The organism is Thiomonas delicata, from assembly GCF_900088825.1.
In the GTDB taxonomy this organism is placed as follows: domain Bacteria; phylum Pseudomonadota; class Gammaproteobacteria; order Burkholderiales; family Burkholderiaceae_C; genus Thiomonas_A; species Thiomonas_A delicata.
This window is the reverse complement of the sequence record NZ_LT592171.1, coordinates 525,579-551,367: the sequence shown is the minus strand read 5'-3', so window position 1 is coordinate 551,367 and position 25,789 is coordinate 525,579. Positions and strand designations below refer to the sequence as shown.

General features: G+C 68.8%; 19 protein-coding genes and 1 other RNA gene. 10 read left to right on the top strand and 10 right to left on the bottom strand.

Translation table 11 applies throughout. From position 1 onward, the window contains the following. Window positions 1-1,731 (bottom strand): DNA polymerase III subunit gamma/tau, encoded by a 1,731-nt coding sequence (gene dnaX, locus THIARS_RS12135; protein ID WP_094161166.1) that lies wholly within the window; start codon window positions 1,729-1,731, stop codon window positions 1-3. Window positions 1,732-1,787: 56 nt separating this feature from the next. On the opposite strand from dnaX, the gene ffs reads away from it, so the two are divergent. Together ffs and THIARS_RS12120 are read left to right on the top strand one after the other, a co-directional pair. Beyond that, an RNA gene (ffs, locus tag THIARS_RS12130) (signal recognition particle sRNA small type) lies at window positions 1,788-1,886 on the top strand. A gap of 74 nt (window positions 1,887-1,960) precedes the next feature. Next, the gene (locus THIARS_RS12120; protein WP_186436672.1) at window positions 1,961-2,737 is read left to right on the top strand and encodes an SRPBCC family protein; all 777 of its coding nucleotides are present in this window, start codon (window positions 1,961-1,963) and stop codon (window positions 2,735-2,737) included. On the opposite strand, the gene THIARS_RS12115 is transcribed toward THIARS_RS12120, so the two are convergent. Beyond that, window positions 2,727-6,119, bottom strand: coding sequence for a UvrD-helicase domain-containing protein (locus THIARS_RS12115; protein ID WP_094161163.1), 3,393 nt, complete (start codon window positions 6,117-6,119; stop codon window positions 2,727-2,729). The genes THIARS_RS12120 and THIARS_RS12115 overlap by 11 nt on opposite strands. Further along, window positions 6,116-8,902 (bottom strand): PD-(D/E)XK nuclease family protein, encoded by a 2,787-nt coding sequence (locus THIARS_RS12110; protein ID WP_141202399.1) that lies wholly within the window; start codon window positions 8,900-8,902, stop codon window positions 6,116-6,118. The genes THIARS_RS12115 and THIARS_RS12110 overlap by 4 nt, the downstream gene beginning before the upstream one ends. A 147-nt stretch (window positions 8,903-9,049) precedes the next feature. Between THIARS_RS12110 and trxA the strand changes: the two genes are divergently transcribed. From trxA to THIARS_RS12085, 5 genes are all read left to right on the top strand, one after another. Beyond that, complete coding sequence (gene trxA / locus THIARS_RS12105) at window positions 9,050-9,376, top strand: thioredoxin TrxA (protein ID WP_094161161.1); 327 nt, start codon at window positions 9,050-9,052, stop codon at window positions 9,374-9,376. Window positions 9,377-9,634: 258 nt separating this feature from the next. Then, entirely contained in the window at window positions 9,635-10,897 is a 1,263-nt protein-coding gene (gene rho, locus THIARS_RS12100; protein WP_094161160.1) for a transcription termination factor Rho, read from the top strand. 194 nt (window positions 10,898-11,091) lie between these two features. Next, the gene (locus tag THIARS_RS12095; RefSeq protein ID WP_094161159.1) at window positions 11,092-11,364 is read left to right on the top strand and encodes a type B 50S ribosomal protein L31; all 273 of its coding nucleotides are present in this window, start codon (window positions 11,092-11,094) and stop codon (window positions 11,362-11,364) included. 116 nt (window positions 11,365-11,480) lie between these two features. Beyond that, on the top strand, window positions 11,481-13,244 hold the full coding sequence (locus tag THIARS_RS12090) for a hypothetical protein (protein ID WP_141202398.1): 1,764 nt from the start codon (window positions 11,481-11,483) through the stop codon (window positions 13,242-13,244). Then, window positions 13,241-14,590, top strand: a complete 1,350-nt coding sequence (locus tag THIARS_RS12085; RefSeq protein WP_094161157.1) for an MATE family efflux transporter — start codon at window positions 13,241-13,243, stop codon at window positions 14,588-14,590. The genes THIARS_RS12090 and THIARS_RS12085 overlap by 4 nt, the downstream gene beginning before the upstream one ends. A gap of 3 nt (window positions 14,591-14,593) precedes the next feature. On the opposite strand, the gene THIARS_RS12080 is transcribed toward THIARS_RS12085, so the two are convergent. Genes THIARS_RS12080 through dapC form a run of 6 tightly spaced genes read right to left on the bottom strand, consistent with a single transcriptional unit; the run spans window position 14,594 to window position 21,837 of the window. Further along, entirely contained in the window at window positions 14,594-16,537 is a 1,944-nt protein-coding gene (locus tag THIARS_RS12080; protein ID WP_094161156.1) for an ATP-binding cassette domain-containing protein, read from the bottom strand. Then, entirely contained in the window at window positions 16,534-17,457 is a 924-nt protein-coding gene (gene prmB / locus THIARS_RS12075; protein ID WP_094161155.1) for a 50S ribosomal protein L3 N(5)-glutamine methyltransferase, read from the bottom strand. The genes THIARS_RS12080 and prmB overlap by 4 nt, the downstream gene beginning before the upstream one ends. Further along, window positions 17,454-18,608 carry a succinyl-diaminopimelate desuccinylase gene (gene dapE / locus THIARS_RS12070; protein WP_094161154.1) on the bottom strand — a complete coding sequence of 385 codons (1,155 nt, stop codon included), beginning with the start codon at window positions 18,606-18,608 and terminating at the stop codon, window positions 17,454-17,456. The genes prmB and dapE overlap by 4 nt, the downstream gene beginning before the upstream one ends. 13 nt (window positions 18,609-18,621) lie before the next feature. Beyond that, entirely contained in the window at window positions 18,622-19,776 is a 1,155-nt protein-coding gene (locus tag THIARS_RS12065; RefSeq protein ID WP_094161153.1) for a PilT/PilU family type 4a pilus ATPase, read from the bottom strand. Between the two features lie 40 nt (window positions 19,777-19,816). Further along, window positions 19,817-20,638 carry a 2,3,4,5-tetrahydropyridine-2,6-dicarboxylate N-succinyltransferase gene (gene dapD / locus THIARS_RS12060; protein ID WP_094161152.1) on the bottom strand — a complete coding sequence of 274 codons (822 nt, stop codon included), beginning with the start codon at window positions 20,636-20,638 and terminating at the stop codon, window positions 19,817-19,819. 11 nt (window positions 20,639-20,649) lie between these two features. Continuing rightward, window positions 20,650-21,837: a succinyldiaminopimelate transaminase gene (dapC, locus tag THIARS_RS12055; RefSeq protein ID WP_094161151.1), complete on the bottom strand. Its 1,188-nt coding sequence runs from the start codon at window positions 21,835-21,837 to the stop codon at window positions 20,650-20,652. Window positions 21,838-22,008: 171 nt separating this feature from the next. On the opposite strand from dapC, the gene THIARS_RS12050 reads away from it, so the two are divergent. The 3 genes from THIARS_RS12050 to THIARS_RS12040 are packed head-to-tail and all read left to right on the top strand — an operon-like array spanning window position 22,009 to window position 23,325. Beyond that, a complete protein-coding gene (locus THIARS_RS12050; RefSeq protein WP_094161150.1) occupies window positions 22,009-22,608 on the top strand; it encodes an RNA polymerase sigma factor in 600 nt (199 codons plus the stop codon). Between the two features lie 11 nt (window positions 22,609-22,619). Then, window positions 22,620-23,048: a hypothetical protein gene (locus THIARS_RS12045; protein ID WP_094161149.1), complete on the top strand. Its 429-nt coding sequence runs from the start codon at window positions 22,620-22,622 to the stop codon at window positions 23,046-23,048. Between the two features lie 19 nt (window positions 23,049-23,067). Further along, entirely contained in the window at window positions 23,068-23,325 is a 258-nt protein-coding gene (locus THIARS_RS12040; protein WP_141202397.1) for a DUF3106 domain-containing protein, read from the top strand. Between the two features lie 180 nt (window positions 23,326-23,505). Here the strand turns inward: THIARS_RS12040 and THIARS_RS12035 are convergent, their stop codons facing one another. Further along, a complete protein-coding gene (locus THIARS_RS12035) occupies window positions 23,506-25,764 on the bottom strand; it encodes an arginine/lysine/ornithine decarboxylase (RefSeq protein WP_094161147.1) in 2,259 nt (752 codons plus the stop codon). Between the last annotated feature and the right edge of the window lie 25 nt (window positions 25,765-25,789).

Below are 25,789 nucleotides of genomic sequence, written 5' to 3'. Positions count from 1 at the left end.
TCAGGCTTGCAGCGGCCGCACCGAGCCGGGCACGATTTGGGCCCCCAGGCCATCGACCAGCTGCCGCACCAGCGGGTCGTCGGCAATGGTCGCCTCGGCCTGCTTCTGGCGCTGGGCGCGGGCGGCGGCGGCGCGCTGATGGGCGCTGTCGGTCACGACGCCGACCTCGACCTGCAGAGCGATGGCGCGGCCCACGGCTTCGGACAGCGCGGCCTGCAATTTGTCCAGGGCGCCGGCGCGCGTGAACTGCTCGCTGGGCACGCGCAGACGCCAGACGTCGCCGTCGGCGCCGAGCCACTCGCTTTGCAGCGCGAGGCTGCGCGCCAGGGCCACCAGCTCCAGGCTCTGGGCCAGGGCCGGCCAATCGGGGCCGGGCCCCGGAAACGGCGCCTTGCCGGGGGCCGCCGAGACGGGATGCTCCCGTGTCACGCCAGGCTCGGTGCCGGCGGAAGACGGGGTTCGGTACTCGGCTTGCTGCTCGGCCACGATCGCCGCATCGGCTTCGGGCGAAGGCGGGGACGCCACGGATGGCGCGGCGGGCGCTGCTGCGACGGCCGCGGTCATGGTGTCCCGACTGGCCGGATGCGTTGCTCCCGCCAACGGGGGAAGCGGCTGCGCATCGCCCCGCGTTCCCACCGGCACGAAGGCCAGCAGGCGCAGCAGCACCATGCAAAAACCGGCATGCTCGTCGGGCGCCAGGGCCAGCTCGCCACGGCCATGCAGCGCCATGCTGTAGGCGAGCTGGACGGTTTCGGGGGAGAGCGACGCCGCCAACTCGCGCAAAGCCTCGGCATCGGGGTCCGCCGCGTCCAAGGCTTGCGGCACGACCTGCACGACCGCGATGCGCTGCAGCACGGCCGCCAGTTCCTCCAGCGCGGTGGGAAACGACAGGCCGCGCGCGTCCATGTCATCGGCCAGCTGCAGCATGGCCGCGCCGTCGCCGGCGGCCAGGGCGCGCAGCAGATCGAACAGATAGCTGGAATCCACCGCGCCGAGCATCTGCCGCACGGCGTCCGCGCTGACGTTGCCGGCGCTGTAGGCGATGGCCTGGTCGGCCAACGACAGCGCGTCGCGCATCGAGCCATGCGCGGCGCGGCCCAGGCTTTGCAGTGCGGTCGCTTCGAACGCCACGCCCTCGGCCTGCAGCACATGCTGCAGATGGCCGGCGATGGCCGCGGGCGGCATGGACTTGAGGCTGAACTGCAGGCAGCGGCTCAGCACGGTGACCGGCACCTTCTGCGGATCGGTCGTGGCCAGCACGAACTTCACCGACTCGGGCGGCTCCTCCAGGGTCTTCAGCATCGCGTTGAAGGCGTGGTTGGAGAGCATGTGCACCTCGTCGATCATGTAGACCTTGAAGCGCCCGGAGGTTGGCTTGTACACCGCCTGCTCCAGCAGCCGGGTCATGTCGTCCACGCCACGGTTGGACGCGGCGTCGAGCTCGATGTAGTCGACGAAACGCCCGGCGTCGATCTCGGTGCAGGACTGGCAGACGCCACACGGTTCGGCGGTCATCTCGCCCCGGCCGTCAGGCCCGGTGCAGTTGAGCGACTTGGCCAGGATGCGCGAAATCGTGGTCTTGCCCACGCCGCGCGTGCCGGTGAACAGATAGGCATGGTGAAGGCGGCGCTGCTGCAGCGCATGGGTGAGCGCGCGCACCACATGGTCCTGGCCAACCAGGGTGGAAAATGTTTTTGGGCGCCATTTCCGCGCCAGGACGGTACTGGACATGCCGCCGATTGTAGGGCGCGAGCCCCCTCGCCCCGGCCCCGCCTACAATGCGCGCTGACGGGCCGCCCCGCATTGCGGCGCGGTGAACCTGGTCAGGCCGGGAACGGAGCAGCCACAGCCGTTTACCGCAAGTGCCGGGGGTACGGCTCGTCACCCGATTCCGTCTTGCAGGCCGCGCGCATTGTCCCCGTCGCAGCCGACAGCGAAGCTGCCGCGCACAATGCGGCGCATGCCAGTTCATGCATCGCGCTTCGTTCCCGCGCCGGCCCATACATGGGCTCTGGTCGCCTGCCTGCTGTGCGCCACGGCAGGGCACGCAGCGGCAGAACCGCCTGCTCCGGCCTCGCCGCCTGCGTCCAACCCCAGCCAGCCAGGCTTGCGTCCGGCGCCGCCGGTGCCGGCGAGCAGCGGCCTCTCCTCCCAGGAACGCGCCGCCGCGGACTGCCGCGCCGCTTTGACCAGCCATCCATTGCGCATGACGCTGGCCCCCGGCGAAAGCTCGGGAGCCTATGCGCTGCATCTGGAATTTTTCGCCCCCGTGCCGGTACGCGTGGCCTGGCAGGCCATGACCGACTATGACGCCATGGCCAGCTACATGCCGGACATGCAGCGCAGCGTGGTGCAAGCCGTCGATGGCGATACCCTGCGCGTGCTGCAGCAAGGCAGCAGTGGCGTCGGGCCCTTGCGCGTCAGCGTGCGCACCCTGCTGGACGTCACGCTGCATGGCCATGTGGCGAGCTGGGTGACCGTCAGCGGCGATCTGGACACCAGCGGACAGGCGCGGGCCGAGGCGCGGGATGGCGGCAGCGTGGTGCGCTACACCGCGCTTCTGCGCCCGCGGATGTGGCTGCCGCCGCTGCTGGGGCCCTGGTTTCTGCGCCGGCAGATCCAGCGCCAGATGACGGCGCTGCGCGAGCACATGTGCGTGCTGCTGGGACAGGCGGCGCAAACCGCGCGGGCCGCCCCTGCGTCCCCGACCCGTGACGTGCCAGCGCCTACGCGCTGACGGCCTTCGCGGGGTCCGCCGCGCGCCATTCGCCGACGGAACCGTCGCCCCCGATCAGCGCCACGCGCACCGGCTTGCCCGGGCGCAGCGCAGCCGCGGCCTGGGCATAGCGCTGGAGGATCGGCGCATAGCGCGCCGGATCGAGATTGCGCGCCGCCAGCTTGTAGTCCAGCACCCAGACCGCCTCGTCGAGTTCCACGAGCCGGTCGATGCGGCCCCAGCCGGGCTCGCCACCGTCCGCCGCCGGCCACGCGACATCGACTTCGTTGCGCGCCCAGCGTACTTGCGCGGCGTCGAAATACACCCGCGCCTGGGGCGAGCGGACGATGCGCAGCGCGGCCTGGATCGCGGCCAGGGCTTCGCCTGGGTCAAGGTCGAGCTGCAGCGCGAGGCTGCCTGCATCGCACGCCGCGAGCACCGACTCGGCATGCGGCGCGGCAGCGGCGGCTTCGAGCAGGCTGTGCATCGCGCTGCCGATGCGCGCGGCCCGCGCCTGCGCCTCGTCGAGGTCGATCGCCTGCCCCTGCGCCGGCTCGGGGCGCGCCAACCAGGGAACGCCGATGCGTTCGGGCCCGTCCGGCTCGCCTTCGTCCCCGGCCGAAGGCGCCGCAAGCCCCGGCCGGCGCTGCCCGGCATCCACCGGCATGACGACGTCCAACGCCTCTGCATGCACCGCCAGCCGCCGGCTCCACTGCGCCTCTCCCCGCACCGGCACCCTGGTGATCCACAGCTGCTGGCGGGCGCGAGTCATCGCCACGTAGAGCAAGTTCCAGTCCTCGCGCTCGGCGGCAAGCTGCTCGGCCTGCACCAAGGCGCGCTGCGCCGGGTGGACGCGCCTGGACGACAGCTGCAGCGAGAAATGCAGCGGATGCGGCGCCTCGGCCGGCCAGTGCAGCAGCACGCTCGGCCCGTTGGCGAGGGGGCGCGAATCGGCGTCGGCCAGGATCACGATCGGCGCCTCCAGGCCCTTGGCGCCATGGATGGTGGACAGGCGCACGACCTCTCCGGCGTGGAGTTCGGGCAGCGCAGCGCGGGCCAGCCCGCGCTTGAGCCTGCGCACGAAGGCATAGGGCGTGAGGAAACGCCCGCCGTCCAGATCCAGCGCCAGGTGCAGGAAGGCATCGAGATGGGCCAGACTTTGCGCCGCCATCGCCCGCGGGACGGCGCGCGCGTAGCGCGACTTGAGTTCCCCTTCGGCCAGGATGCGGTCGATCAGGTCGTGCGGCGGCAGGCTGCCGAGCAAGTCCGACCAGCGCGCGGCCAGGGCGAGGAAGCGCCGCAAGGCAGGCGTGGCGTCGCCGCGCGCGGCCATGTGATGCGCGGCATGCCACCAGCCTTGCCCGGTTTCGCGGGCAAGGCGCGCGATGGCCAGCAGGTCCGCGTCGCCGAGCCCGGCGATGGGCGACTTGAGCACCTGGGCGAAATCCAAGTCGCTGCCCGGCGACACCAGCGCGTTCAGCAGCGCCAGCAGGTCCTGCGCTTCCAGGGTGTCCAGCAAGCTGGCCTCGCTGTCCCCGGCCGCGGCGGGAATTCCAGCGGCCAGCAAGGCGCGCAGATACAGATCCATGCGGTCCTTGCGCTTGCGCAGCAAAAGCAGCACATCGCCTGGCCGCGCCGGGCGCAGGCCGCCCGCGCCGTCTTCCAGGCTCGGGCACGCGAGCAGATCCCGCACCAGGCCTGCCACGCGCATGGCGTCGCGTTCGACCTTGCCGATCTCGGCGTCGACGTCCGCCTCGCGCAGGGTGTCGCGCACGCGCATGCCGGGGTTTTGCGAAGCCGCAGGCACAGCGGCCTCGCCGTCAGGCGCCTGTGCGGACGCATCCTCGGCGTCGAGGGCGGGCAGCAGGGCGACACGGCCCTGCTCGCGGCTGGCGGTGGTGTGCGCCACGAAATCCATCGCCGGCGCCGCGGCGAACACCGCGTTGACCCAGTCGCGCACGGCGAGCGAGAGCCTGCGGGTGTGCTGGGCCGACAGCAGCACGGCGCCGAAACCCTCGTGCAGGAAATTCGTGGCGGCCTCGAACACCTGCGGGTCGGCGCGCCGGAAGCGATAGATCGATTGCTTGTCGTCCCCGACGATGAACACCGAGGGGCGCTGCGCGTCGCCGGCATAGGCCGACAGCCAGGCCTGCAGCGCCTGCCACTGCACCGGGTTGGTGTCCTGGAACTCGTCGATCAGCACCTGGGCGTAGCGCCGGTCCAGCCGCATCTGCACCCAGGCCGAGACGTCGGCGTCGGCCAGCAGCCTGCGCGCATGCAGCTCCAGATCGCTGAAGTCCAGCAGGCCTTGTTCGGCCTTGAGCCGCTCGTAGCCGGCGAGCAATTCGGCGCCGAGGCGCAGCGCCCAGGCGTGAATGCGCTCGATGTCGTGCGCGTCGTGCAGCGCCAGGAATTCGGCGGCGAGCCGATCCCAACGCAGCGCGGGATCGCCGTCCAGGCCGAGCCTGGCGATTTCGATTTTGACGTCCCTGGTCGCCATGCTGCGGGCCGAACGCGGCGCGCCTTGCGCGGTGAGCAGCACGGCGCGCAAGGCCGCGGCGACCCCGTGCGCATCGTCGGAATCAAGCGCCGCCTGCAGCGGGCCGAGCGCAGCGCGCCCGTAACTGCCGCCGCAACTGGCCCAGGCTTGCGCCCACAAGCGCAATTCCGGCGCCATGCGATCGCGCCAGTGCAGCCAAGTTTCGGGTTCGGCCGCGTGCAAACCCTGCGCCAGCGTGCCGGCCTGGGCGGCCAACACGAATTCGCCGCGTCTTTGCACCACCAGCTCGATGAGCTGGGCCGCGGTCGCGCGCCCCATGCGCGCCACCAGGGCCCGGTAGTCGGCGCGCAACGCCTGATCGTCCTGCAGCCTTGCGTAAAGCTGGCGCCAGGCCTGCTGCAGCAAAGGCTGCTCGTTTTCGAGCAGTTCGAAATTCTGCGGCAGACCGAAACGCAGCGGGGCCGCGCGCAACAGTTGCGAGAACCAGCCGTGAAAGGTGGAGACGGTGGGCTGGGCGCTTGCCGCGAGCACATCGGCATACAGATTGCGCGCGCGCCGCAGCACGTCGGCCCCGGCATGCGGCAGGCCGCGCCGCGCGATTTCGTCGCGCAGCGCGGCGTCGTCCAGACGGCTCCAATCCTGCAGCAGCTCCAGCAGCCGCTGCTGCATCTCGGCCGCGGCCTTGCGCGTGAACGTGATCGCCAGCATGTCCTGCGGCGCATACCCGGCCAGCAGACAGCGGGCCATGCGGGCGACGAGAAGCCAGGTCTTGCCGGCCCCGGCGCAGGCGCGCACCACCACGCAAGCCGCCGGATCGCAGGCCAGGCCGACATAGGCCTCGGGCGAGACGGGCGCGGGCAACGCCTGCCCTGGGCGCCGGGCGGTATAGGCCGGAGTGTTCATGGCGTCGCCGAAAGTTCCTGCGCGGACGCTGCCGCATCGGCCGCAGGCCGGTGATCGCGGCGGCAAAGGCCGCGCGCCTCGCAGTGGTCGCACACCGGGGGTTCGCCCAGCGCGGGCATGGCGTGCCCGGCACGCAGGGCGCGCCAGTCGCGGCGCATCTGCTCGGCCAGCAGCATCGATTGTTCTCGCAAGGCCTCCGGGGCCCACATCAGCGCCGTGGCGGGGTCGGTGTGCTCGGGGTCGCGCCGTTCGGACACCACCAGATAGCCGGCGCCGATGGGCGCCGCGCCTGCGTCGCGCGGCTCCTGCGGCGCGTCGGCGCCGAGCAGCAGCGCGTAGCACAGCAGCTGCGTGTCTTCGCCCGGACGTTGCATGCGCGCCTTCAGCGCCTGGGGATTGCCGGTCTTGTAATCCAGCGCGAAGCGTTCGCGGCCGCGGCGGTCGATTCGGTCGATGCGGCCTTCCAGCCGCAGGGCTGCGCCCGCGTCGTCCTGCTCGACGACGCGGGCCATTGCCTGCTCCTCGCCGCTGGTTTGCCAGCCCAGGGCGCGCCAGCCTTGCAGCCAGTCCAGGTAGTTGTCGCGCACGGCGGGCCAGACGGCGGCAAAGGGCTCGGCCAGCGCGCCGGCCGCCTCCCAGTCCTCGGCCGCGATGCGATCGAGCAGGTCGCCATGGTCCCGCGGGTCCCGCCCCGGCTCCTCGCGATGAAAGCGCTCCAGGATGCGGTGCAGGGTGTTGCCGAAATCGCGCTTGGAATAGTCGGGCAGCAGGTCCTCGTCCTCGCCCAGCCGCAGAACCCGGCGCGCGAAAAAACGGTACGGACATGCGCGCAGATCGGCATAGGCGCTCGGCGACCAGCGTGCCGGGATGTCGTCCGGCGCGCTGGGTGTCGCGCGTGGAGCCAGACTCTCGCCGCCATGCGCCCGCGCGCTGCCGGACGCCTGGCCCGGCCCGAGCAGGGGCCGCCAGTCCTCGGCATCGGGCGCCTGCGCCGCAGGCTCCCCCAGGGCCCAGCGCCACAGCTGCAACAAGGGACTGGGCCCCGGATGGTCCGGCCGCGGCGGCGCTTCGAACACGGCCAGGCTTCGGCTGCCCAGCACCAGCAGCACGGCGGCCCGCAGGGCCTGCCGGCGCCGCGCGCTGCGCACCGGCAGGCCCAGTTGGGCGCAGGCCTGATCGCCCAGACGGCCCGGGGCATCGGCAACGGCGGGAAAGTTCTCGGCATCGGCGCCGGCCAGCACGCACAGATCCCATGGACGCAGCAGCGCGTCGCGCAGGGCGAGCACATGGACAGGCATGCCGCGATCGTCACCGACGGCCTCGTCGACCGGCTCCGGGCGGAACACGGCCGCCTCGATGGCCTGCCGCAGCCAGTCCGCATAGGTCTTCATGTCGATGCGCAGCGTCCGCGCCAAGGGCTGCACATCGCCTTGCGAGGCCAGCAGCGCCAGCAGTTGGCGGCCCGCCGCGTCGCCTTGCCAGGCGCGGCGCATCCCAAGCAGATCCAGCGTCTCGCGCAGCGCCTGGCTCCAGCTCGACACGCTCTGCCGCCCCGTGACGTGCCTGACGGCGTGCAACGCGCGCTGCACATGGTCGAGCGCCAGGACGTGACGGCGCGACACCGGCTCCGGCTGCTGTCTGGCCCACGCGCGCCAGGCAGGCACGTCGAGCAGCCGGGCGGCGCGCACCTCCGCCTCGAGGGCGGCGAGATCCGCAGCGCCCAGGCCGGCGGCAGCGCCCACCCCCGCCTGCTTGAGCAGATCGAGCACCGCGTCGCTGCCCGCGCCTTCGGGCCAGGTGTCGAGCACGGCCTGCAGGCCGGCGGCGGCGCGCGTCGTGGATAAGCGCCAGCCGGCTTCGTCGCGCACCGGCAGGCCCAGGCGGTTGAACAAGGCATTGACGCGGCGCGTCAGCCGGCGGTCCAGCGCGATGATGGCGATGCGCGCCCCAGGTTGGTTCGCGCGCCGGGCCAGGACCCGCGCGACGATGGCCTGCGCCTGCGCTTCGAGCGTGCCCCCTGCGCCCCATTGCACGCGCGCCGCGAACAGGCGCGCCGCGCGCGCGGAAAAACGCTGCGGCGTGGCGTCCGCCCAGTCCCCGGCGGCGCGCCCCTCGCCCCGGCGGTGCAACGCCTGGGGCATGTCATCCACCGTGCCGGCGCACGCGCTGGCGCGGGCCAGCGCCAGACCGAAAGCGCAACCGAATCCGGCCTGCAGCAGCAACACCGGCAGGCCGTGGCGCTGCGCGGCGCGCAGCAAGCAGCGCTGGCGGGCATCCGGCGGTTCGGCGAGCACCAGCGCCAGGGCGCCGCGCTGCGCGGCGCACCAGCTCTGGATCGCATCGGCTTCGTCCGGCCAGGCCGCGGACCCGCCCTGCTGGGCCAGGCGCAGCATCCAGGCGCCGTCCTCCGTGTCGCGCCCGGCCTCGCCGGACACCGGGGCCTGCCTGCCTTCGGCTTCTTGCGCCAGATGCTCGCGCAGGCGAAGGACATCCCGCGCCAGCGCGAGCCGGCCGGCGAATTGCGTCGGCGCCCGATAAGCCTGCGGCAAGTACGCGTCGCCCTGCAGGCGCAAGGCCAGTTCGAGCGCGTCCAGCTCGACGTGACGCGGCCATCGCGCCTTTTGTATCGCCTCGAGGGCGAGCAATTGCGGCAACGTGAGCAAACGCGGCAACACCCCGGCGGCAGGCGCCTGCCGCTGCCAGGCCTGGCGAAACAGGGTCTGATGGATGGCCTGGGGGAGCAGGACCGAAAGATCGGCCCCGGAAATGCTGATTTCCCGCAACCAGGCGGCGACTCCTTGCGCTGCGCCCTGCCAAAAATGTGAATTCGGGGTTAAATAGCGTAAATTGACTCGGGCGACCCCTTCAATTGACCTCTCCAATGGCTGCGCATGGCTGCCTGTGCCGGCGCCTTCTAATCTGGAATTCATATGAGCGATCTCATCAAGCAAACCACCGACGCGTCCTTCGACCAGGACGTCCTCAAATCCTCGACCCCCGTGCTGATCGACTACTGGGCTGAATGGTGCGGTCCTTGCCGCATGGTGGCCCCCATCCTCGACGAAATCGCCGGCGAATACCAGGGCCGCCTGAACATCATGAAAGTCAACGTCGACGAGAACCGTACCATCCCGGCGAAATACGGTATCCGCGGCATTCCGACCCTGATGCTGTTCAAGAACGGCGAAGTCGCCGCCACCAAGGTGGGCGCGCTGTCGAAATCACAGCTGACATCCTTCCTGGACGCCAATATATAATCTCGCCTCAACACGCATGGCAGGCATATCTGCCATGCGCTGGGAACGCCGCCTACATCGGCGCTCCTCCGGCGCGACAAGCGCCCGATGCATTGCCCGCCGGGCTGCGTCACTCCCAAACCTTATTTCCCCTCTAGCGTTTGCATCGAGCGCCTGATCCAGGCCGATTGCCGGGTTCCGATGCACGGAACCCGACTCCGGCGCCTGGATCCCCGCACAAACCGACGCAGTTCTCCTCTCTCACACGCCTCGCCCGCCATGCACCTGTCTGAACTCAAAGCGATGCACGTCTCCCAGTTGCTCGAAATGGCAACCGGCCTGGAGATCGAGAACGCCAGCCGACTGCGCAAGCAGGAGCTGATGTTCGCCATCCTCAAACGTCGCGCTCGCACCGGCGAACAAATCTTCGGCGACGGCGTGATGGAGGTTCTGCCGGACGGCTTCGGTTTCCTGCGCGCCCCGGAGTCGAACTATCTCGGTTCCCCCGACGACATCTACATCTCGCCGAGCCAGATCCGCCGCTTCAACCTGCACACCGGCGACTCCATCGAGGGCGAGGTGCGGGTGCCCAAGGACGGCGAGCGCTATTTCGCCTTGGTCAAGGTCGACCGCGTCAACGGCGTGACCCCGGAGGAGAACAAGAACAAGATCATGTTCGAGAACTTGACGCCGCTGTTCCCGACGGAACACCTCAAGCTCGAACGCGACATCAAGGCCGAGGAGAACATCATCGGCCGCGTCATCGACATCATCGCCCCCATCGGCAAGGGCCAGCGCGGCCTGCTGGTGGCGCCGCCCAAGAGCGGCAAGACCGTGATGCTGCAATCCATCGCCCACGCCATCACGGCCAACCATCCCGAAGCCGTGCTCATCGTGCTGCTGATCGACGAGCGCCCCGAAGAGGTGACCGAAATGCAGCGTTCGGTCAAGGGCGAGGTCATCAGCTCCACCTTCGACGAACCGGCGTTGCGCCACGTCCAGGTGGCCGAGATGGTGATCGAGAAGGCCAAGCGCCTGGTGGAACTGAAAAAGGACGTGGTCATCCTGCTCGACTCCATCACCCGCCTGGCGCGCGCCTACAACACCGTCGTGCCCGCCTCGGGCAAGGTGCTCACCGGCGGCGTCGACGCCAACGCCCTGCAGCGTCCCAAGCGCTTTTTCGGCGCCGCGCGCAACATCGAGGAAGGCGGCTCGCTGACCATCATCGGCACCGCCCTGACCGACACCGGCAGCCGCATGGACGAAGTGATCTACGAGGAGTTCAAGGGCACCGGCAATATGGAAATCCACCTCGAGCGCCGCCTGGCCGAGAAGCGGGTCTATCCCGCCATCCTGCTCAACCGCTCCGGAACACGCCGGGAAGAACTGCTGCTGAAGTCGGACATCCTGCAAAAAGCCTGGATCCTGCGCAAGCTGCTCTATCCCATGGACGAGATCGAAGCGATGGAATTCCTGCTGGAAAAGATGAAGCAGACCAAGAACAACGCCGAGTTCTTCGACATGATGCGTCGCGGCGGATAAGCGCGCTGCGCACCGTGGCGAGGCCGCCGCTGCGTTCTCCGCACGTCGGCTCCAGCCCGTGCCAGTGCGGATGCCGCGAAAGTCGGTCCGTGTTTCCCGGCGGGCCGATTTCGTGAAATAATGTTTTTCTTTTGGTTAAGTACAGTGGGCTATGCGGGCTCGCGCTGCGGCTGACCGCTCATTTGGAATCGATCATGAAACCTGGAATCCACCCCGAATACCGCGACGTGTGCTTCGTTGATTTGTCCAACGGCAGCAAATTCGTCATCCCGTCGACGGCGCAGACGCGCGAGACCATCAAGATGGAAGATGGCCGCGAGTTGCCCCTGATGAAGCTCGACACCTCCTCCGAGTCCCACCCCTTCTACACCGGCACGCAAAAGAGCGTGGACGCCCTGGGCGGCCGCGTGGACAAGTTCCGTCAGAAATTCGCGCGTGCAGCCGCTGCGGCAGGCGCGAAAAAATAAGACGCATCCGGTGTCGCCGCGCCTCGCGGCGCGTCGTGGACGGTCGAAACGGGCAGCTCTGCTGCCCGTTTTCATTGCAGGCACGCTAAAAAGAGACAACCCCGCCAGCCCGGAAGATGACCACACCCCACACCACCCCAGGCCGGGCGCGGTTGCCCGCTCGCCCCGTGGTCTCCGCGGCGGCCGTTGCCAGGTTGCCGCGCTGGCCGCTCTGGCTGCTCTGCGCTGCTTACGCCTTGCCGGGGTTTTTCGGCCGGGATCCATGGAAAGGCGACGGCCTGCCGTTCGGCGTCATGTGGCAGATCGCCGCCGGACACTCCACATGGTTGCAGCCGAGCATCTACGGCCACCCCGTGGGCGGCGGCTGGCTGCCCTACTGGCTGGGCGCGGCCAGCATCGATCTGTTCGGCCCCTGGCTCGGCGCGATCACGTCCAGCCGCCTGCCCTTCATCGCGCTGCTGGCGCTGGCCTTGATGCAAACCTGGTACGCCGCCTACCATTTCGCGCTGCGCGATGCGGCCCAGCCCGTGCAGCCCGCCTTCGCGACGCCGATCTCCGTCAAGGGCTACGCCCGCGCCATTGCCGACGGCGCCCTGCTCACCCTGCTGGCCTGCCTGGGCCTGCTGGGGCGGGGCCATGAGACCCTGCCGGAGTTGGCGCAACTGGCAGGCTACAGCGCCCTGCTGCTCGGGCTGTCCCTGGTGCCCACGAAACCCAGGGCATCGGCCCTTGCGCTAGGGTCGGGCTTGCTGATTCTGGCGTCGAGCGGAGCCCCCTGGCTGGCGCTGTTCGCCGCGCTGCTCATCGCCGCGCTGATCTCCAGTCAGCGTGAAGCCGCACCTCGTTTCGCACCGGCGCTGGCTGTCGCCGGCGGCCTGGCGTTCGCCATGGCCATTCTCGCCGTCGTGCATGGCAGCGCGGTCGCCCAATGGCCGGATTTCGCATCGATCCAGCATTTTTTCGGCACCTTCGCCTGGTTCGTCTGGCCGGCGTGGCCGCTGGCCGCATTGGCCGTATGGCGCTGGCGCGAATCGGTCGGGGAATGGCATGTGCTGGCCCCGCTAGGACTGCTGCTGTTGGCCTGCCTGGCCGCCCTGCTTGCCGCCAGGAACGTCTCGACGCTGGTTCTGGCTTTGCCTGCGGCCGCGGCGTTGGCTGCCTTGGCGTTGCCCGTCATGCGCCGGGGCAGCCTTGCAGCGCTCGACTGGTTCTCGCTGCTGTTCTTCAGTTTGCTGGCGCTGGTCATCTGGGTGCTGTGGCTGGCCATGCTGACCGGCTTCCCGGCCAAGCCGGCGGCCAACATCGCTCGCCTGGCCCCGGGTTTCGTCGCCCATTTTTCCTTGCTTCCCACGCTCGTTGCCCTGCTCGCCACGCTGAGTTGGGCGGCTGTCGTGGCCTGGCGCGCCGGGCGGCATCGCCATCCGTTGTGGAAAGGCATGGTGCTATCGGCCGGCGGCGTGACCCTGGTGTGGGTGCTGGTGGGCACGCTGTGGATGCCCGTGCTCGACTATGCCAGCACATACCGTCCGCTAGGGCGTCAATTGGCAGCCGCGCTGCGCAAGCACGCCGGCCGCGAAGCCGAAGCGGCGGGGACCTGCGTCACCCCCGTGGGCTTGAGCCTGACCCAGCAAGCGCTGCTCGGCTACTGGAGCCATGCCAAGTTCGGGCCGAAGACACATGGCCAGCGGTGCGGATTCGTCCTCGTGCTGCCGCCTCGCGCCGACACGCGCTCTACGCCGGCCGATGCGCAACCGCAGTCCCGCGCCGAGGCCAGCGCGCGACGTCAAGCCGAGCGCGGGACGCGCCTGTGGAGCGGCCACCGCCCGGGGGAGCCGCAGGAGCGTTTCAGCCTGTACCGCAGCGCGACGACCGCGCCATGACCTCGGCGGCTTCGCTGCTGCGGCTGGCGGGATCGGTGCTGATCGGTCAGTTGGCCCTGATCGGCTTCGGCGTCGCCGACACCATGATGCTCGGGCGGGATTCCGCGGCCAGCCTGTCGGTGCTGGCCGTGGCGCAAGCCGTATTCATCCCGCTGTCGCTGGCGCTGTCGGGTGTGATGCAGGCGCTCATTCCGCGCGTCGGCCAGCATTTCGGCGCGGGCCGCGCGCTCGACGTCGGGCACACCTTTCGGCAAGGCCTTTGGTTGGCACTGGGCCTCACGGTGGTGGGTCTGCCACCGCTGCTTTGGCCGCAATCCTTGCTCACCATCGCGGGCCTGAGCCGCGACCACGACGTGCTGCGCTACCTGGGTTGGCTGGCGGCGGCGCTACCCGCCAACCTCCTGTTTCGGGCCTACTCGGCGACCAACCAGGGACTGTCGCGGCCCTGGGCCGCAGCGCGCCTGCAATTGCTCGCCCTGGCGGTGAAGATCGGGCTCAATGCCGCGTTGATCAACGGCTTGCAGTTCGGCGATCTGCGTATCGCGGCTCAGGGTGCCGTGGGCTGCGCCGCCGCGACGGCCGTGGTGAGCTGGATACTGCTGGGACTGGGTTGGCTGGATCTCGGGGCCAGTCGATCGCTGCGTCCCTATGCCATGCTGCGCGGCTGGGAACGTCCGCATCCCCCCACCCTGCTCGCGCTGTTGCGCCTGGGAGCGCCCATCGGCCTGTCGCTGCTCATCGAGGTCTCGGCCTTCACCCTGATGGCGCTGTTCATCGCCAGGCTCGGCGATACGGTGCTCGCCGGGCACCAGATCACCGCCAACTTCGGTACCGTGCTGTACATGCTTCCGCTGTCCATCTCGATCGCCGCCGGCGCGGTGGTCGCGCAACATCTGGGGGCTGGACATGCCGTCGCGGCACGGCGTGCGGGCGCCCTGGCGATCGGTCTGTCGGCAACGCTGTCCGCTGCGTTGGGTCTCGCCGTGTGGCTGCTGCGCGCGCCCATCGTGGCGCTTTATACCCACGATGCGGCGGTGGCCGCCGTGGCGCAGCACCTGTTCCTGTTCATCGCCTTCGCGCAGCTGTTCGACGCCGTGCAGGTCACCAGCGCCTTCGTCCTGCGCGCCTATCACATCGCCGTGATTCCAACCTTGCTCTACGGGGTGATGCTGTGGGGCGTGGGCCTTGCCGGCGGCTACGCGCTGGCTTTCGACACCACGGGCCTGACGCCGCGGTGGCTGCAGGGCGCTGCCGGCTTCTGGTTCGGCAACAGCACGGGGCTGTCGCTGGCGGCGCTCGGGCTGTTGTTGTTGTTCGCGAAGGCGTCGAGGTTGCCTGCGTCGTGACGCTCAGCCCGCCTGCAACGCCTCGATTTGGCTGGCGAGTTCGAGCCAGCGCGCCTCGACCATCCCCTCCTCGTCCCCGATGCCCTTGATGCGCCGACCGCATTCGGCGATACGCGCGGCGTCGCGCGCGACGATGAGTTCCTGCTCCAGCGCGGCGCGCTCGGCCTGCAGGGCGGCGAGGCGCTGCTCGGCCTGCGTCATCTCACGCTGCAGCGGGCGCAGCTGCTGGGCGAGCTGCTGGCGCGACTGCGCCGCGTTGCGGCGCAGGTCCTTGCGGCTGCCCTGGCCGATCGCGGTCGGCGTAGACATGGCGGGCGCCGCATCGGATGACGCCTGCGGTTCGCGCTCGCGCATGCGGGCCCGCGCGCGCTCCAGCACCCAGCGCTGGTAGTCGTCGAGGTCGCCTTCGAAATCCCGCACCTGGCCATCGGCCACCAGCCAGTAGTCGTCGCAGGCGGCGCGCAGCAAGGCGCGGTCGTGCGACACCAGCAGCATGGCACCGCCGAACTCCTGCAGCGCCAGGGTCAGCGCCTCGCGCGTGGCGAGGTCGAGGTGGTTGGTCGGCTCGTCGAGCAGCAGCACATTGGGCCGCTGCCAGACCAGCAAGGCCAGCAACAGGCGCGCCTTTTCGCCGCCCGACATCGACCCCACGGCCTGCTCGGCCATCTCGCCGCTGAACTGGAAGCGCCCGAGCCAGTTGCGCCAGTCCTGCGTGGTGGTCTGCGGCTGGATCTGCGCGGCCAGGCGGGCGAGGTGACGCATGGGCGATTCGTCCGGGCGCAGCACGTCCATCTCCTGTTGCGCGTAATAGCCCACGACCACATCCACGCCAGGCTGCGCCTTGCCGGCCAGCGCGGGCAGCAAGCCCGCCAGGGTCTTGACCAGGGTGGACTTGCCCTGCCCGTTCGCGCCCAGCACGCCGATGCGCGCGCCGGCCAGAATGTCGCGCTCCACGCCGCGCAGAATGGGCTGCCCGGGCGCATAGCCGCAGTCCACGCCGCGCAGGCGCAGCAATTGCTGGGGCTGGCGCGCCGGCTTCAGAAACGCGAAGCGCAGCGGGTTGGACAGCATCACCGGCGCCAGCCGCTCCATGCGTTCGAGTGCCTTGAGGCGGCTTTGCGCCTGCTTGGCCTTGGTCGCCTTGGCGCGGAAACGCTCGACGAAGCTGGTGAGATGGGCGATGTCCTGCTGCTGGCGCGCGTAGGCATGGGCTTGCTGCTGCAAGGCCTCCGCGCGTCGCTCCTCGAACGCCGTGTAGCCGCCGGCATAGCGTTGCAACACGCCGTGCTCGAGCTGCACCGTGACACGGGTCGCGGCGTCGAGAAATTCGCGGTCGTGCGAAATCACCAGCAGCGTGCCGGCGTAGCGCGTCAGCCAGTTCTCCAGCCACACCAGGGCGTCGAGGTCGAGGTGGTTGGTCGGCTCGTCCAGCAAAAGGCAGTCGCTGGGCTGGAACAAGGCCTGGGCCAGGGCCAGGCGCATGCGCCAGCCACCGGAAAAGTCGCGCACGGGGCGGCGCAGCTCGGCCAGGGTGAAACCCAGCCCGAGCAGCAGCGCCTCGGCGCGTGCGGTGGCGGTGTAGGCATCGGCCAGCTCGAGCGCCTCAGCGGCCTCGGCTTGCGCCATGCCGTCGCGACGCTGTTCGGCGTCGCGCATGGCGGCCTGCGCGGCCTGCAAGGCGGTGTCGGCCAGGCACACGAAATCCGTCGCGGGCAGATCCGAGTCCGGCGCGTTCTGCGCCACCGAGGCCACGCGCCACTGGGGCGGAAACTCCACGCTGCCGCTGTCTTCGTGCAGCTGCCCGAGCAGCAGCGCGAACAGCGAGGATTTGCCGGCGCCGTTGGCGCCGACCAGGCCGATTTTCTCGCCCGGGCGAATGGTGAGGTCCGCGTTGTCCAGCACCACCTTGCTGGCCCGACGCAGGGTCACGGACTGCAGACGGATCATGCCGCGCTCCGCAAGTCTGCGGCCTCGACCAGGAATACGGCGTCATCCCCGGCGCTGGTCGACAGCCAGGCCACCGGCAGACCGGGAAATGCGGCTTCGAAATGCTCGCGCTCGTTGCCGATCTCAACGACCAGGACTCCACGCGGCGCGAGATGAACGCCCGCGGTGCGGAGCAGGCGGCGCACGAGATCCATGCCGTCCTCGCCGCCGGCCAGTGCCAATTCGGGCTCATGCCGGTATTCCTGCGGCAGCGCCTGCATGGACTGCGCGTTGACATAGGGCGGATTGCACAGCATCAGGTCGTAGCCCTGGTCCGGCGTGGCCGGCAGCGGCAGGGCGTCGAGCAGGTCGGATTGCAGCAGACGAACACGGTCGGCGACGCCGTGCAGCGCCACGTTCGCCCCCGCCACGCCGAGCGCGTCGGCCGCAAGGTCGGCGCCCAGGACCCCGGCATCGGGCCAGCGCATCGCCGCCAGGATGGCAAGACATCCGCTGCCGGTGCAGATATCGGCAATCCGCGCCGGCGAGCGATGCAGCCAGGGATCGAGCCCCGTCGCCAGCAATTCGGCGATGAAGGAACGCGGCACGATGACGCGCTCATCGACGATGAAGCGCACACCCTGCAGCCATGCCTCGCCGAGCAGATAGGCCGCCGGCTTACGCGACGCGATGCGCTGGTCGATGAGGGCGTTGAAACGCGCCACGGCATCCGGCGGCACGGCTCGCTCCTGCAGGGCGTCGAACGCGGCGAAACTGTCCATCAGCGGCCAGCCGAGGGCGTGGATCAACATCCATGCCGCCTCGTCCTGCGCATTGGAGGCGCCATGCCCGAAGGACAGGCCAGCCTCGCGCAACCGGCCTGCGGCGCGCCGCCAGACCTGGTCGAAACGGAGCGGCTCCTGCGGCTTGCCGCGCCTCACGCCACCAGGGCCTCGAGGGTGCGCCGGTAGATCGCGGCCAGGGGATCGAGATCGCGCAGATCCACGTGTTCGTCGATCTTGTGGATGCTGGCGTTGCGCGGGCCGAACTCGACCACCTGCGGGCAGATCCTGGCGATGAAACGGCCGTCCGACGTGCCGCCGCTGGTGGAGAGTTCGGCCATCCGCCCGGTCTCGGCGCGGATGGCCGACTGCAGCGCCCGGGACAGCGCGCCCGGTTGCGTCAGGAAAGGCTCCCCGCCCAGGGTCCAGTCCAGCGTGTAGTTCAAGGCATGCCGGTCGAGCACGGCATGCACGCGTGCCTTGAGCGATTCGAGCGTGGACTCGGTGGAAAAGCGGAAGTTGAAATCCAAGGTCAGATCGCCGGGAATGACGTTGGTCGCGCCGGTGCCGGCGTGGATATTGGAGATCTGCCAGGTGGTCGGGGGGAAATGGGCGTTGCCGGCGTCCCAGGTCACTGCGGCGAGTTCGGCCAGGGCCGGCGCTGCCAGGTGGATGGGGTTCTTCGCCAGCTGCGGATAGGCGATATGCCCCTGCACGCCATGCACGACCAGGCGCCCGGAGAGCGAGCCGCGGCGGCCGTTCTTGATCACGTCGCCCAGGGCCTCGGTGGAGGTGGGTTCGCCGACGATGCACCAGTCCAGGCGCTGTCCGCGCTGCTGCAGCGCCTCGCAGACGCGCACCGTGCCATCGTGCGCCGGTCCTTCCTCGTCGCTCGTGAGCAGGAAGGCGATGGCGCCCTGCGGCTGCGGATTCGCGCCGAGGAACTGTTCCACCGCCACGACCATGGCCGCGAGCGAGGTCTTCATGTCCGCCGCGCCGCGGCCGTACAGCTTGCCGTCGCGTTCGGTGGGCACGAACGGATCGCTGTGCCACTGCTCGAGCGGCCCCGTCGGCACCACGTCGGTATGGCCCGCGAAGACCAGCACGGGGGCCTGCGCACCGGCTGCCCCCGGGCGCAATGCCCAGAGATTGCGCACGCGGAATTCTGCGGGGCCGGCCTCGATGAAGGTGCAATCGAAACCCAGCGGGCGCAGCCGCCCGGCCAGGATGTCCTGGCAGCCGGCGTCCACCGGGGTCACGGAACGGCAGGCGATCAGCGCCTCGGCCAGGGCGCGGGTGGAAGATGTCATGGATGGGGCGGACTCAGCCGTTGCCGAGGTCGAGGGAGATTTCGCGGAACGACGGTTCGTCGGAATCGAGCGCGGCGCTGGCTGGCGCCTGGCTGGAGGGACGCGTCGAAAAATCGTTTTGCAGCCGCCACATCAGATTGGTGGGCGAATCCGCATAGGCCAGGGCTTCCTCGCGCGACACCTGCCCTTCGACGACCATGCGCGCCAGGCACTGCTCGAAGGTCTGCGAGCCCTCGGCCATGGTCTTTTCCATGGTGTCCTTGATGGTCGAGAAATCGCCCTTGACGATGAGTTCGCGGATCAGCGGCGTGTTGAGCATGACTTCCACCGCCGGGATCAGGCCTCCGGCAGTGGCGCGCAGCAGACGCTGCGACACGACCGCGCGCAGCCCGGCGGACAAGTCGGAGAGCAGCGCGGGCCGCATGTCCAGCGGAAAGAAACCCAGGATGCGGTTGAGCGCCTGATAGCTGTTGTTGGCGTGCAGCGTGGCCAGGCACAGGTGCCCGGAGAGCGCGTAGTTCAGCGCCGCCGTCATGGTCTCGGTGTCGCGGATTTCGCCGATCATGATGCAGTCCGGGGCCTGGCGCAGCGCGTTCTTCAGGCCCAGGGACAGGGTTTTGGCGTCGATGCCGACCTCGCGCTGGTTGACGATGGACTTCTTGTTCCTGAACAGGTATTCGATGGGCTCTTCGAGCGTCAGGATGTGCCCCGTCATGCGTGCGTTGCGGTGGTCGAGCATCGCGGCCAGGCTGGTGCTCTTGCCCGAGCCGGTGGAGCCCACCATCAGGATCAGGCCGTGCTTCTCCATCACCAGATCGGCCATCACGCCGGGCAGGTTGAGGCTTTCCAGCGCCGGGATGTCGCTCGGGATGTAGCGGATCACCATGGCCACGCTGCCGCGCTGGATGAAGGCGCTGAGGCGGAAGCTGCCAATGCCCGAGCGCGACAACCCCAGGTTCAGCTCGCCCTCGTCGTGCAGCCGCTGCACATGCTTGGGCTCGACGATCTCCGACAGCAGCTTGGGCGGGTCTTCGGGCGTCAGCACCTGGCGGTTGATGGCCACGGCCTGGCCGTTGATGCGGATGAGAATGGGCGCATGCGGACTGATGTAGATGTCCGAGGCCTTTTTCTCGGCCATGAGCTTGAACAGGCGTTCCATCGTGGACATGCGTTTCTCCCGGTGTTTGAACGAAGCCGCGCCGCCAGTCTCAATCGCGCAGCAATTCGTTGATGGCCGTCTTGGCGCGCGTCTGCGCGTCCACCCGCTTGACGATGACGGCGCAGTACAGGCTGTACTTGCCGTCGCTGCTCGGCAGATTGCCCGACACCACCACCGAGCCTTCGGGCACGCGGCCGTAGAGGATCTCGCCGGTGGCGCGGTCGTAGATCTTGGTGGACTTGCCGAGATAGACGCCCATCGAAATGACGCAGTTGTCTTCGACGATCACGCCTTCGACCACTTCCGAGCGGGCGCCGATGAAGCAGTTGTCGCCGATGATGGTCGGATTGGCCTGGATGGGCTCGAGCACGCCGCCGATGCCCACGCCGCCCGAGAGGTGCACGTTCCTGCCGATCTGCGCGCACGAACCCACCGTGGCCCAGGTGTCGACCATGGTGCCCTCGCCGACATAGGCGCCGATGTTCACGTAGGACGGCATCAGCACGACGTTGGGCGCCAGGTAGGCGCCATGGCGCGCCACCGCGGGCGGCACCACGCGCACGCCGGTGGCGCGCATCTCTTCCTCGCCGAGATGGCTGAACTTGGTGCGCACCTTGTCGAAAAAGTGCAGATCCCCCGCGCGCATCATCGTGTTGTCGGTCAGGCGGAAACTCAGCAGCACGGCTTTTTTCAGCCACTGGTGCGTGACCCATTGGCCGTCGATCTTTTCCGCCACGCGCAGCCGCCCGGCGTTGAGTTCGTCGAGCACATGCTCGACGGCCTGGCGCAATTCCGCGGGTGCCGAGGTCGGGCCGAGACTGCTGCGGTCTTCCCAGGCCTGGTCGATGAGGGTTTGGAGTGGTGTCGTCATAAGAGGAACGGTCAGAGGCTACGGGTATGGGCGGCGATGCGCTCGGCGGCATCGACGCATTCATCCACCCCGGCCACCAGGGCCAGGCGAATGCGGTTGCGCCCGGGATTGCGGCCGTCCTGCTCGCGCGCAAGCAAGCTGCCGGGCAAAACCGTGCAATTGTAGTTTTCGAGCAGGCCGCGGGCGAATTCGACATCGTCGCCCGGCGTGGCCGCCCACAGGTAGAAACCGGCATCGGGCCGCTGCACATCCAGAACCGGCTGCAGGATGGGGAGCACGCGGGCGAATTTCTCGCGGTACAAGCGCCTGTTCTCCACCACATGGGCCTCGTCCGCCCAAGCCGCGATGCTGGCGGCCTGCACCGCGGGGCCCATCGCGCTGCCGTGGTAGGTGCGGTATTGGAGAAAGGCCCTGAGCAGGTCGGCATCCCCGGCGACGAAACCCGAGCGCAAACCCGGCACGTTGGAGCGCTTGGACAGCGAGGTGAGCATCACCAGGCGGCGAAAATCGCGCCGGCCAAGCCGAAGCGCGGCCTCCAGGCCGCCCAGCGGCGCGCTGTCGCCGAACCAGATCTCGGAATAACACTCGTCGCTGGCGATCACGAAGCCATGCCGGTCCGACAGGGCGAACAATCGTTCCCATTCCGGCAACGGCATCACGGCGCCGGTCGGGTTGCCCGGCGAGCAGACGTAAAGCAGTTGCGTGTTCTGCCACACGGCTTCGGGCACGGCATCCCAGTCCACTGCGAAATTTCGCTGCGCATCGACGGGTGCGAAGTGGCAGGCCGCGCCCGCCAGCAGAGCCGCGCCCTCATAAATCTGATAGAAGGGATTGGGGCACACCACGGTCGCCGCGTGCCGCGTGGCATCCACCACGACCTGTGCCAACGCGAACAGGGCTTCGCGCGAACCGTTGACCGGCAGCACCTGGCTTGCGGGGTCGAGCGCCACGCCGTAGCGCCGGCCGGCCCAATCGGCACAGGCACGGCGCAACTCCAGCGTTCCGGCGGTCGCCGGGTAGTGTGACAGCCCATCCAGATGGCCGACCAGCGCCTCGCGCACCAGTGCCGGGGCCGGGTGGCGCGGCTCGCCGATGCCCAGGCTGATGGGCGACATGGACGGATTCGGCCGCACGCCGGCCATCAGGGCGCGCAACTTTTCAAAGGGATAGGCGTGGAGTCGGTCGAGCAGGGGATTCACGGCGGACGATCGGAGTGCAAGCGCATTCTAGGGATGCCGCCTGGCCCGATCGGCGCGGCCTGGCGCAAGCTGTTACAAAAAAATCGGCGGCGCCTGTCCTGAAAAACCGCTGTTCGCGCGTTGACGGAACAAAATCGGCCGCATCGCCCGTCCGGACCAGGACACTATGCTATGCAATATGCAGACACACTCTTGCTCGATGACGTGAGCACCGATCCAGTTGCGCTCGACCGCTTCTGCCTCGAAGTGCGCCCCCGCGCCATGCGCATGGCCCTGCTGGAAACCGGCGGCAACACGCACTTGGCGGCCGATTTCGTGCAGGACAGCCTGGTCAAGCTGGTCAGCAGCTATCGCCACAAGCCGGCGGATGAGTGGGCGCCTCTGTTCTACAGCATTCTGCGCAATCGCATCACCGACTGGCACCGGCGCAAGAAAATCGAAAAAGTCTTCGATTTCTTCTTCGCCAGCGACGAGGATGACGAAGGCACGTCGGCGGCCTGGGAAAGTTTGGCCGACCCCGCGCCCGGACCCGACCATCAGGTCGGCAACATGCAGCTCGCCGGGCGCATCGCCGACGCCATCACGCAACTCAGCGCGCGTCAGCGCGAAGCTTTCTTGCTGCGCGAGATGGAGGGGCTGTCGATCGCCGACACCGCTGTGGCCATGCACGTAAGCGAAGGCAGCGTCAAGACACACCATTTACGCGCCCTGACCCGGCTGCGCGAGTTGCTGCAGAGCGATAATCCATTCACCGGGGGTATTTCATCGTGAAAGGTGACGCCATGAACACCAACACAACCATCACGGCGGCCGAGATCGACCGTTGGCGGGCGGGCATGCTCGACGCCGAGCATGCACACCGCGTCCAGGATGCCGTGCAATCCAATCCTGCACTCGCGGAGCAGGCGCGGTTCGGCGCGCGCGTCGCTGCCGGTCTGGCGCCGTTGCCGCAACTCGCCGCGCGCCGCATGGCGCGCAAGCCTGCGCGCAAGCTGCGCTGGCCGCGCGTGATGGCCGCGGGCTTGGTCACGGCGTCGCTGGCGACCTTCACGCTGGTTGCGCTGCCCCTGCTGACCAGCCATACCCAGGCGCCCATGCAGCCCATGCTGAACGCGCAAACGGCCGATGCGGTGCAGAACATGGATTTCTACGAATGGCTGGCCAGCCATCCCCAGGCCCTGCAGGACGTGCGCCATGCCAATCCGGCCTGAAGTTCGTCCCCCTTTGTCCTTGCTCGCTCGCACATGGCGCGGCGCCGCATGGGCGGTCTGCGTGTCGGCAGGACTGGCGGCCGCGGCCGCGCCAGCCCTGGCCGAGCGGCCGCGTAACGATGAACGCGGCCCGCAGTGGAACCAACGCATGGAGCAGTGGGAGCGCATGCCCCCCGAGCGCCGCGAACGCATCCTGCGCGAGCAGCAGCGCTATCAACAGCTCTCGCCCCAGGAGCAGCGGCGCCTGAGGGACCAATACCGCCAACAACAGCGCTGAGCCCCGACCAGCAAGCGTGCCTGCGCACGCTTGCGCGCGCGGCGAAGGGTCTTGGCGCCTATGTGCGCCATGCCAACGAGCCCCGACAAGCGTGCCTGCGCACGCTTGCGTGCGGGCGAAGGATCTTGGGCCCTGCGCGCGCCACATCAATCGATCCTCCGCAGGCCGGCGGCCCGCCCCTCATGCACCCCGCACGCAGTCGATGCAATAGCGCTTGCCTTGCGGTCCGTCCTCCTCGACCAGGCCGTGGATGTCGGTGGCGAAACCGGGGAACTGGCGGTTGAAGTCGCGCGCGAACTGGAGGTATTGCACGATCTTGCGGTTGAATCGCTCGCCGGGAATCAACAGCGGAATGCCGGGCGGGTACGGCGTGAGCAGGGCCGTGGTGACCCGCCCCTCCAAGTCGTCGATGTTCACGCGCTCGATGTCGCGATGCGCCATCTTGGCGTAGGCCTCGGTCGGCGTCATGGCGGGCTGCAGGTCCGACAAGTACATCTCGGTGGTCAGGCGCGCCACGTCGCTGGCTTCGTAGGCGCCATGGATGCGCTGGCACAGGTCGCGCAGCCCCACCCTCTCGTACATCGGGAATTTGGCCACGAACTCCGGCAGGATGCGCCATAGCGGCTGGTTGCGGTCGTAGTCGTCCTTGAACTGCTGCAGCGCGGTCACCAGGGTATTCCAGCGGCCCTTGGTGATGCCGATGGTGAACATGATGAAAAAGCTGTAGAGCCCGGTCTTCTCGACGATCACCCCGTGCTCCGCCAGGTATTTGGTGACGATGGCCGCGGGAATGCCGGTGTCACTGAAGCGGCCGTGCAGATCCAGCCCGGGTGTGATCACCGTGGCCTTGATCGGATCGAGCAGGTTGAAGCCCGGCGCCATTTTCCCGAAGCCATGCCAGTCCGCCTCGGGGCCGAGCAGCCAGTCTTCGCGCGCCCCGATGTCCTCCGGCGCCAGTTCGTCGGGGCCCCACACCTTGAACCACCAGTCGTGGCCGAACTCCTCGGCCACCTTGCGCATCGCGCGCCTGAAGTTCAGCGCCTCCAGAATGCTTTCCTCCACCAGCGCGGTGCCGCCCGGCGGCTCCATCATCGCCGCAGCCACGTCGCACGAGGCGATGATGGCGTACTGCGGCGAGGTCGAGCTGTGCATCAGATAGGCCTCGTTGAAGCGCGGGCGGTCCAGGCTGCGCGTCTCGGAGTCCTGCACCAGGATCTGCGAGGCCTGGCTCAGACCGGCGAGCAGCTTGTGGGTGGACTGGGTGGAGAACACCATGGACTCCCGCGTGCGCGGCCGCCCATAGCCGATGGCGTGCATGCCGGTGTAGAACGGGTGAAAGGTAGCGTGGGGCAGCCAGGCCTCGTCGAAATGCAGGGTGTCGATGTAGCCATCGAGCATCTGCTTGATGACGTCGACGTTGTAGAGCACGCCGTCGTAGGTGGACTGGGTGATGGTGAGCACCCGCGGCCTGACCTTCCCTGCCAGATGCGCCGTGAGCGGGTTGGCCGCGATCTTGCGCTCGATGTTCTCCGGCAGGAATTCCTCTTTCGGGATCGGACCGATGATGCCGTAGTGGTTGCGCGTGGGCGTGAGGAACACCGGCAGCGCGCCGGTCATGATGATGGCGTGCAGCACGCTCTTGTGGCAGTTGCGGTCCACCACCACCACGTCGCCGGGCGCCACGGTGGAGTGCCACACCATCTTGTTCGAGGTGGACGTGCCGTTGGTGACGAAGAACAGATGGTCGGCATGGAAGATGCGCGCCGCATTGCGCTCGGACGCCGCCACCGGGCCGGTGTGGTCCAGCAGTTGCCCGAGTTCGTCCACCGCATTGCACACGTCGGCGCGCAGCAGGTTCTCGCCGAAGAACTGATGGAACATCTGTCCCACCGGGCTTTTCAGGAAGGCCACGCCGCCGGAGTGGCCCGGGCAGTGCCAGGAGTAGGAGCCGTCCGCGGCATAGCCGACGAGAGCGCGGAAAAACGGCGGCGCCAGCGAGTCGAGATAAGCCCGCGCCTCGCGGATGATGTGGCGCGCGACGAATTCCGGCGTGTCCTCGAACATGTGGATGAACCCGTGCAGCTCGCGCAGGATGTCGTTCGGGATATGGCGCGAGGTGCGCGTCTCGCCGTAGAGGTAGATGGGAATCTCGGCGTTGCGGAACCGGATTTCCTCGATGAACTTGCGCAGCGACTGCAGCACCGGCGCCTCGGCATCGCTTTCGGCGGCGGCGAATTCCTCGTCGTCGATCGACAGGATGAAGGCGCTGGCGCGCGACTGCTGCTGGGCGAAGCTGGAGAGATCGCCGAAGCTGGTGACGCCCAGCACCTCGATGCCCTCCTGCTCGATGGCCTGGGCCAGCGCGCGGATGCCCAGGCCCGAGTTGTTTTCGGAGCGGAAATCCTCGTCGATGATGACGATGGGAAAACGAAAGCGCATGATGGGCTCCGGTGGCGTTCCGGCC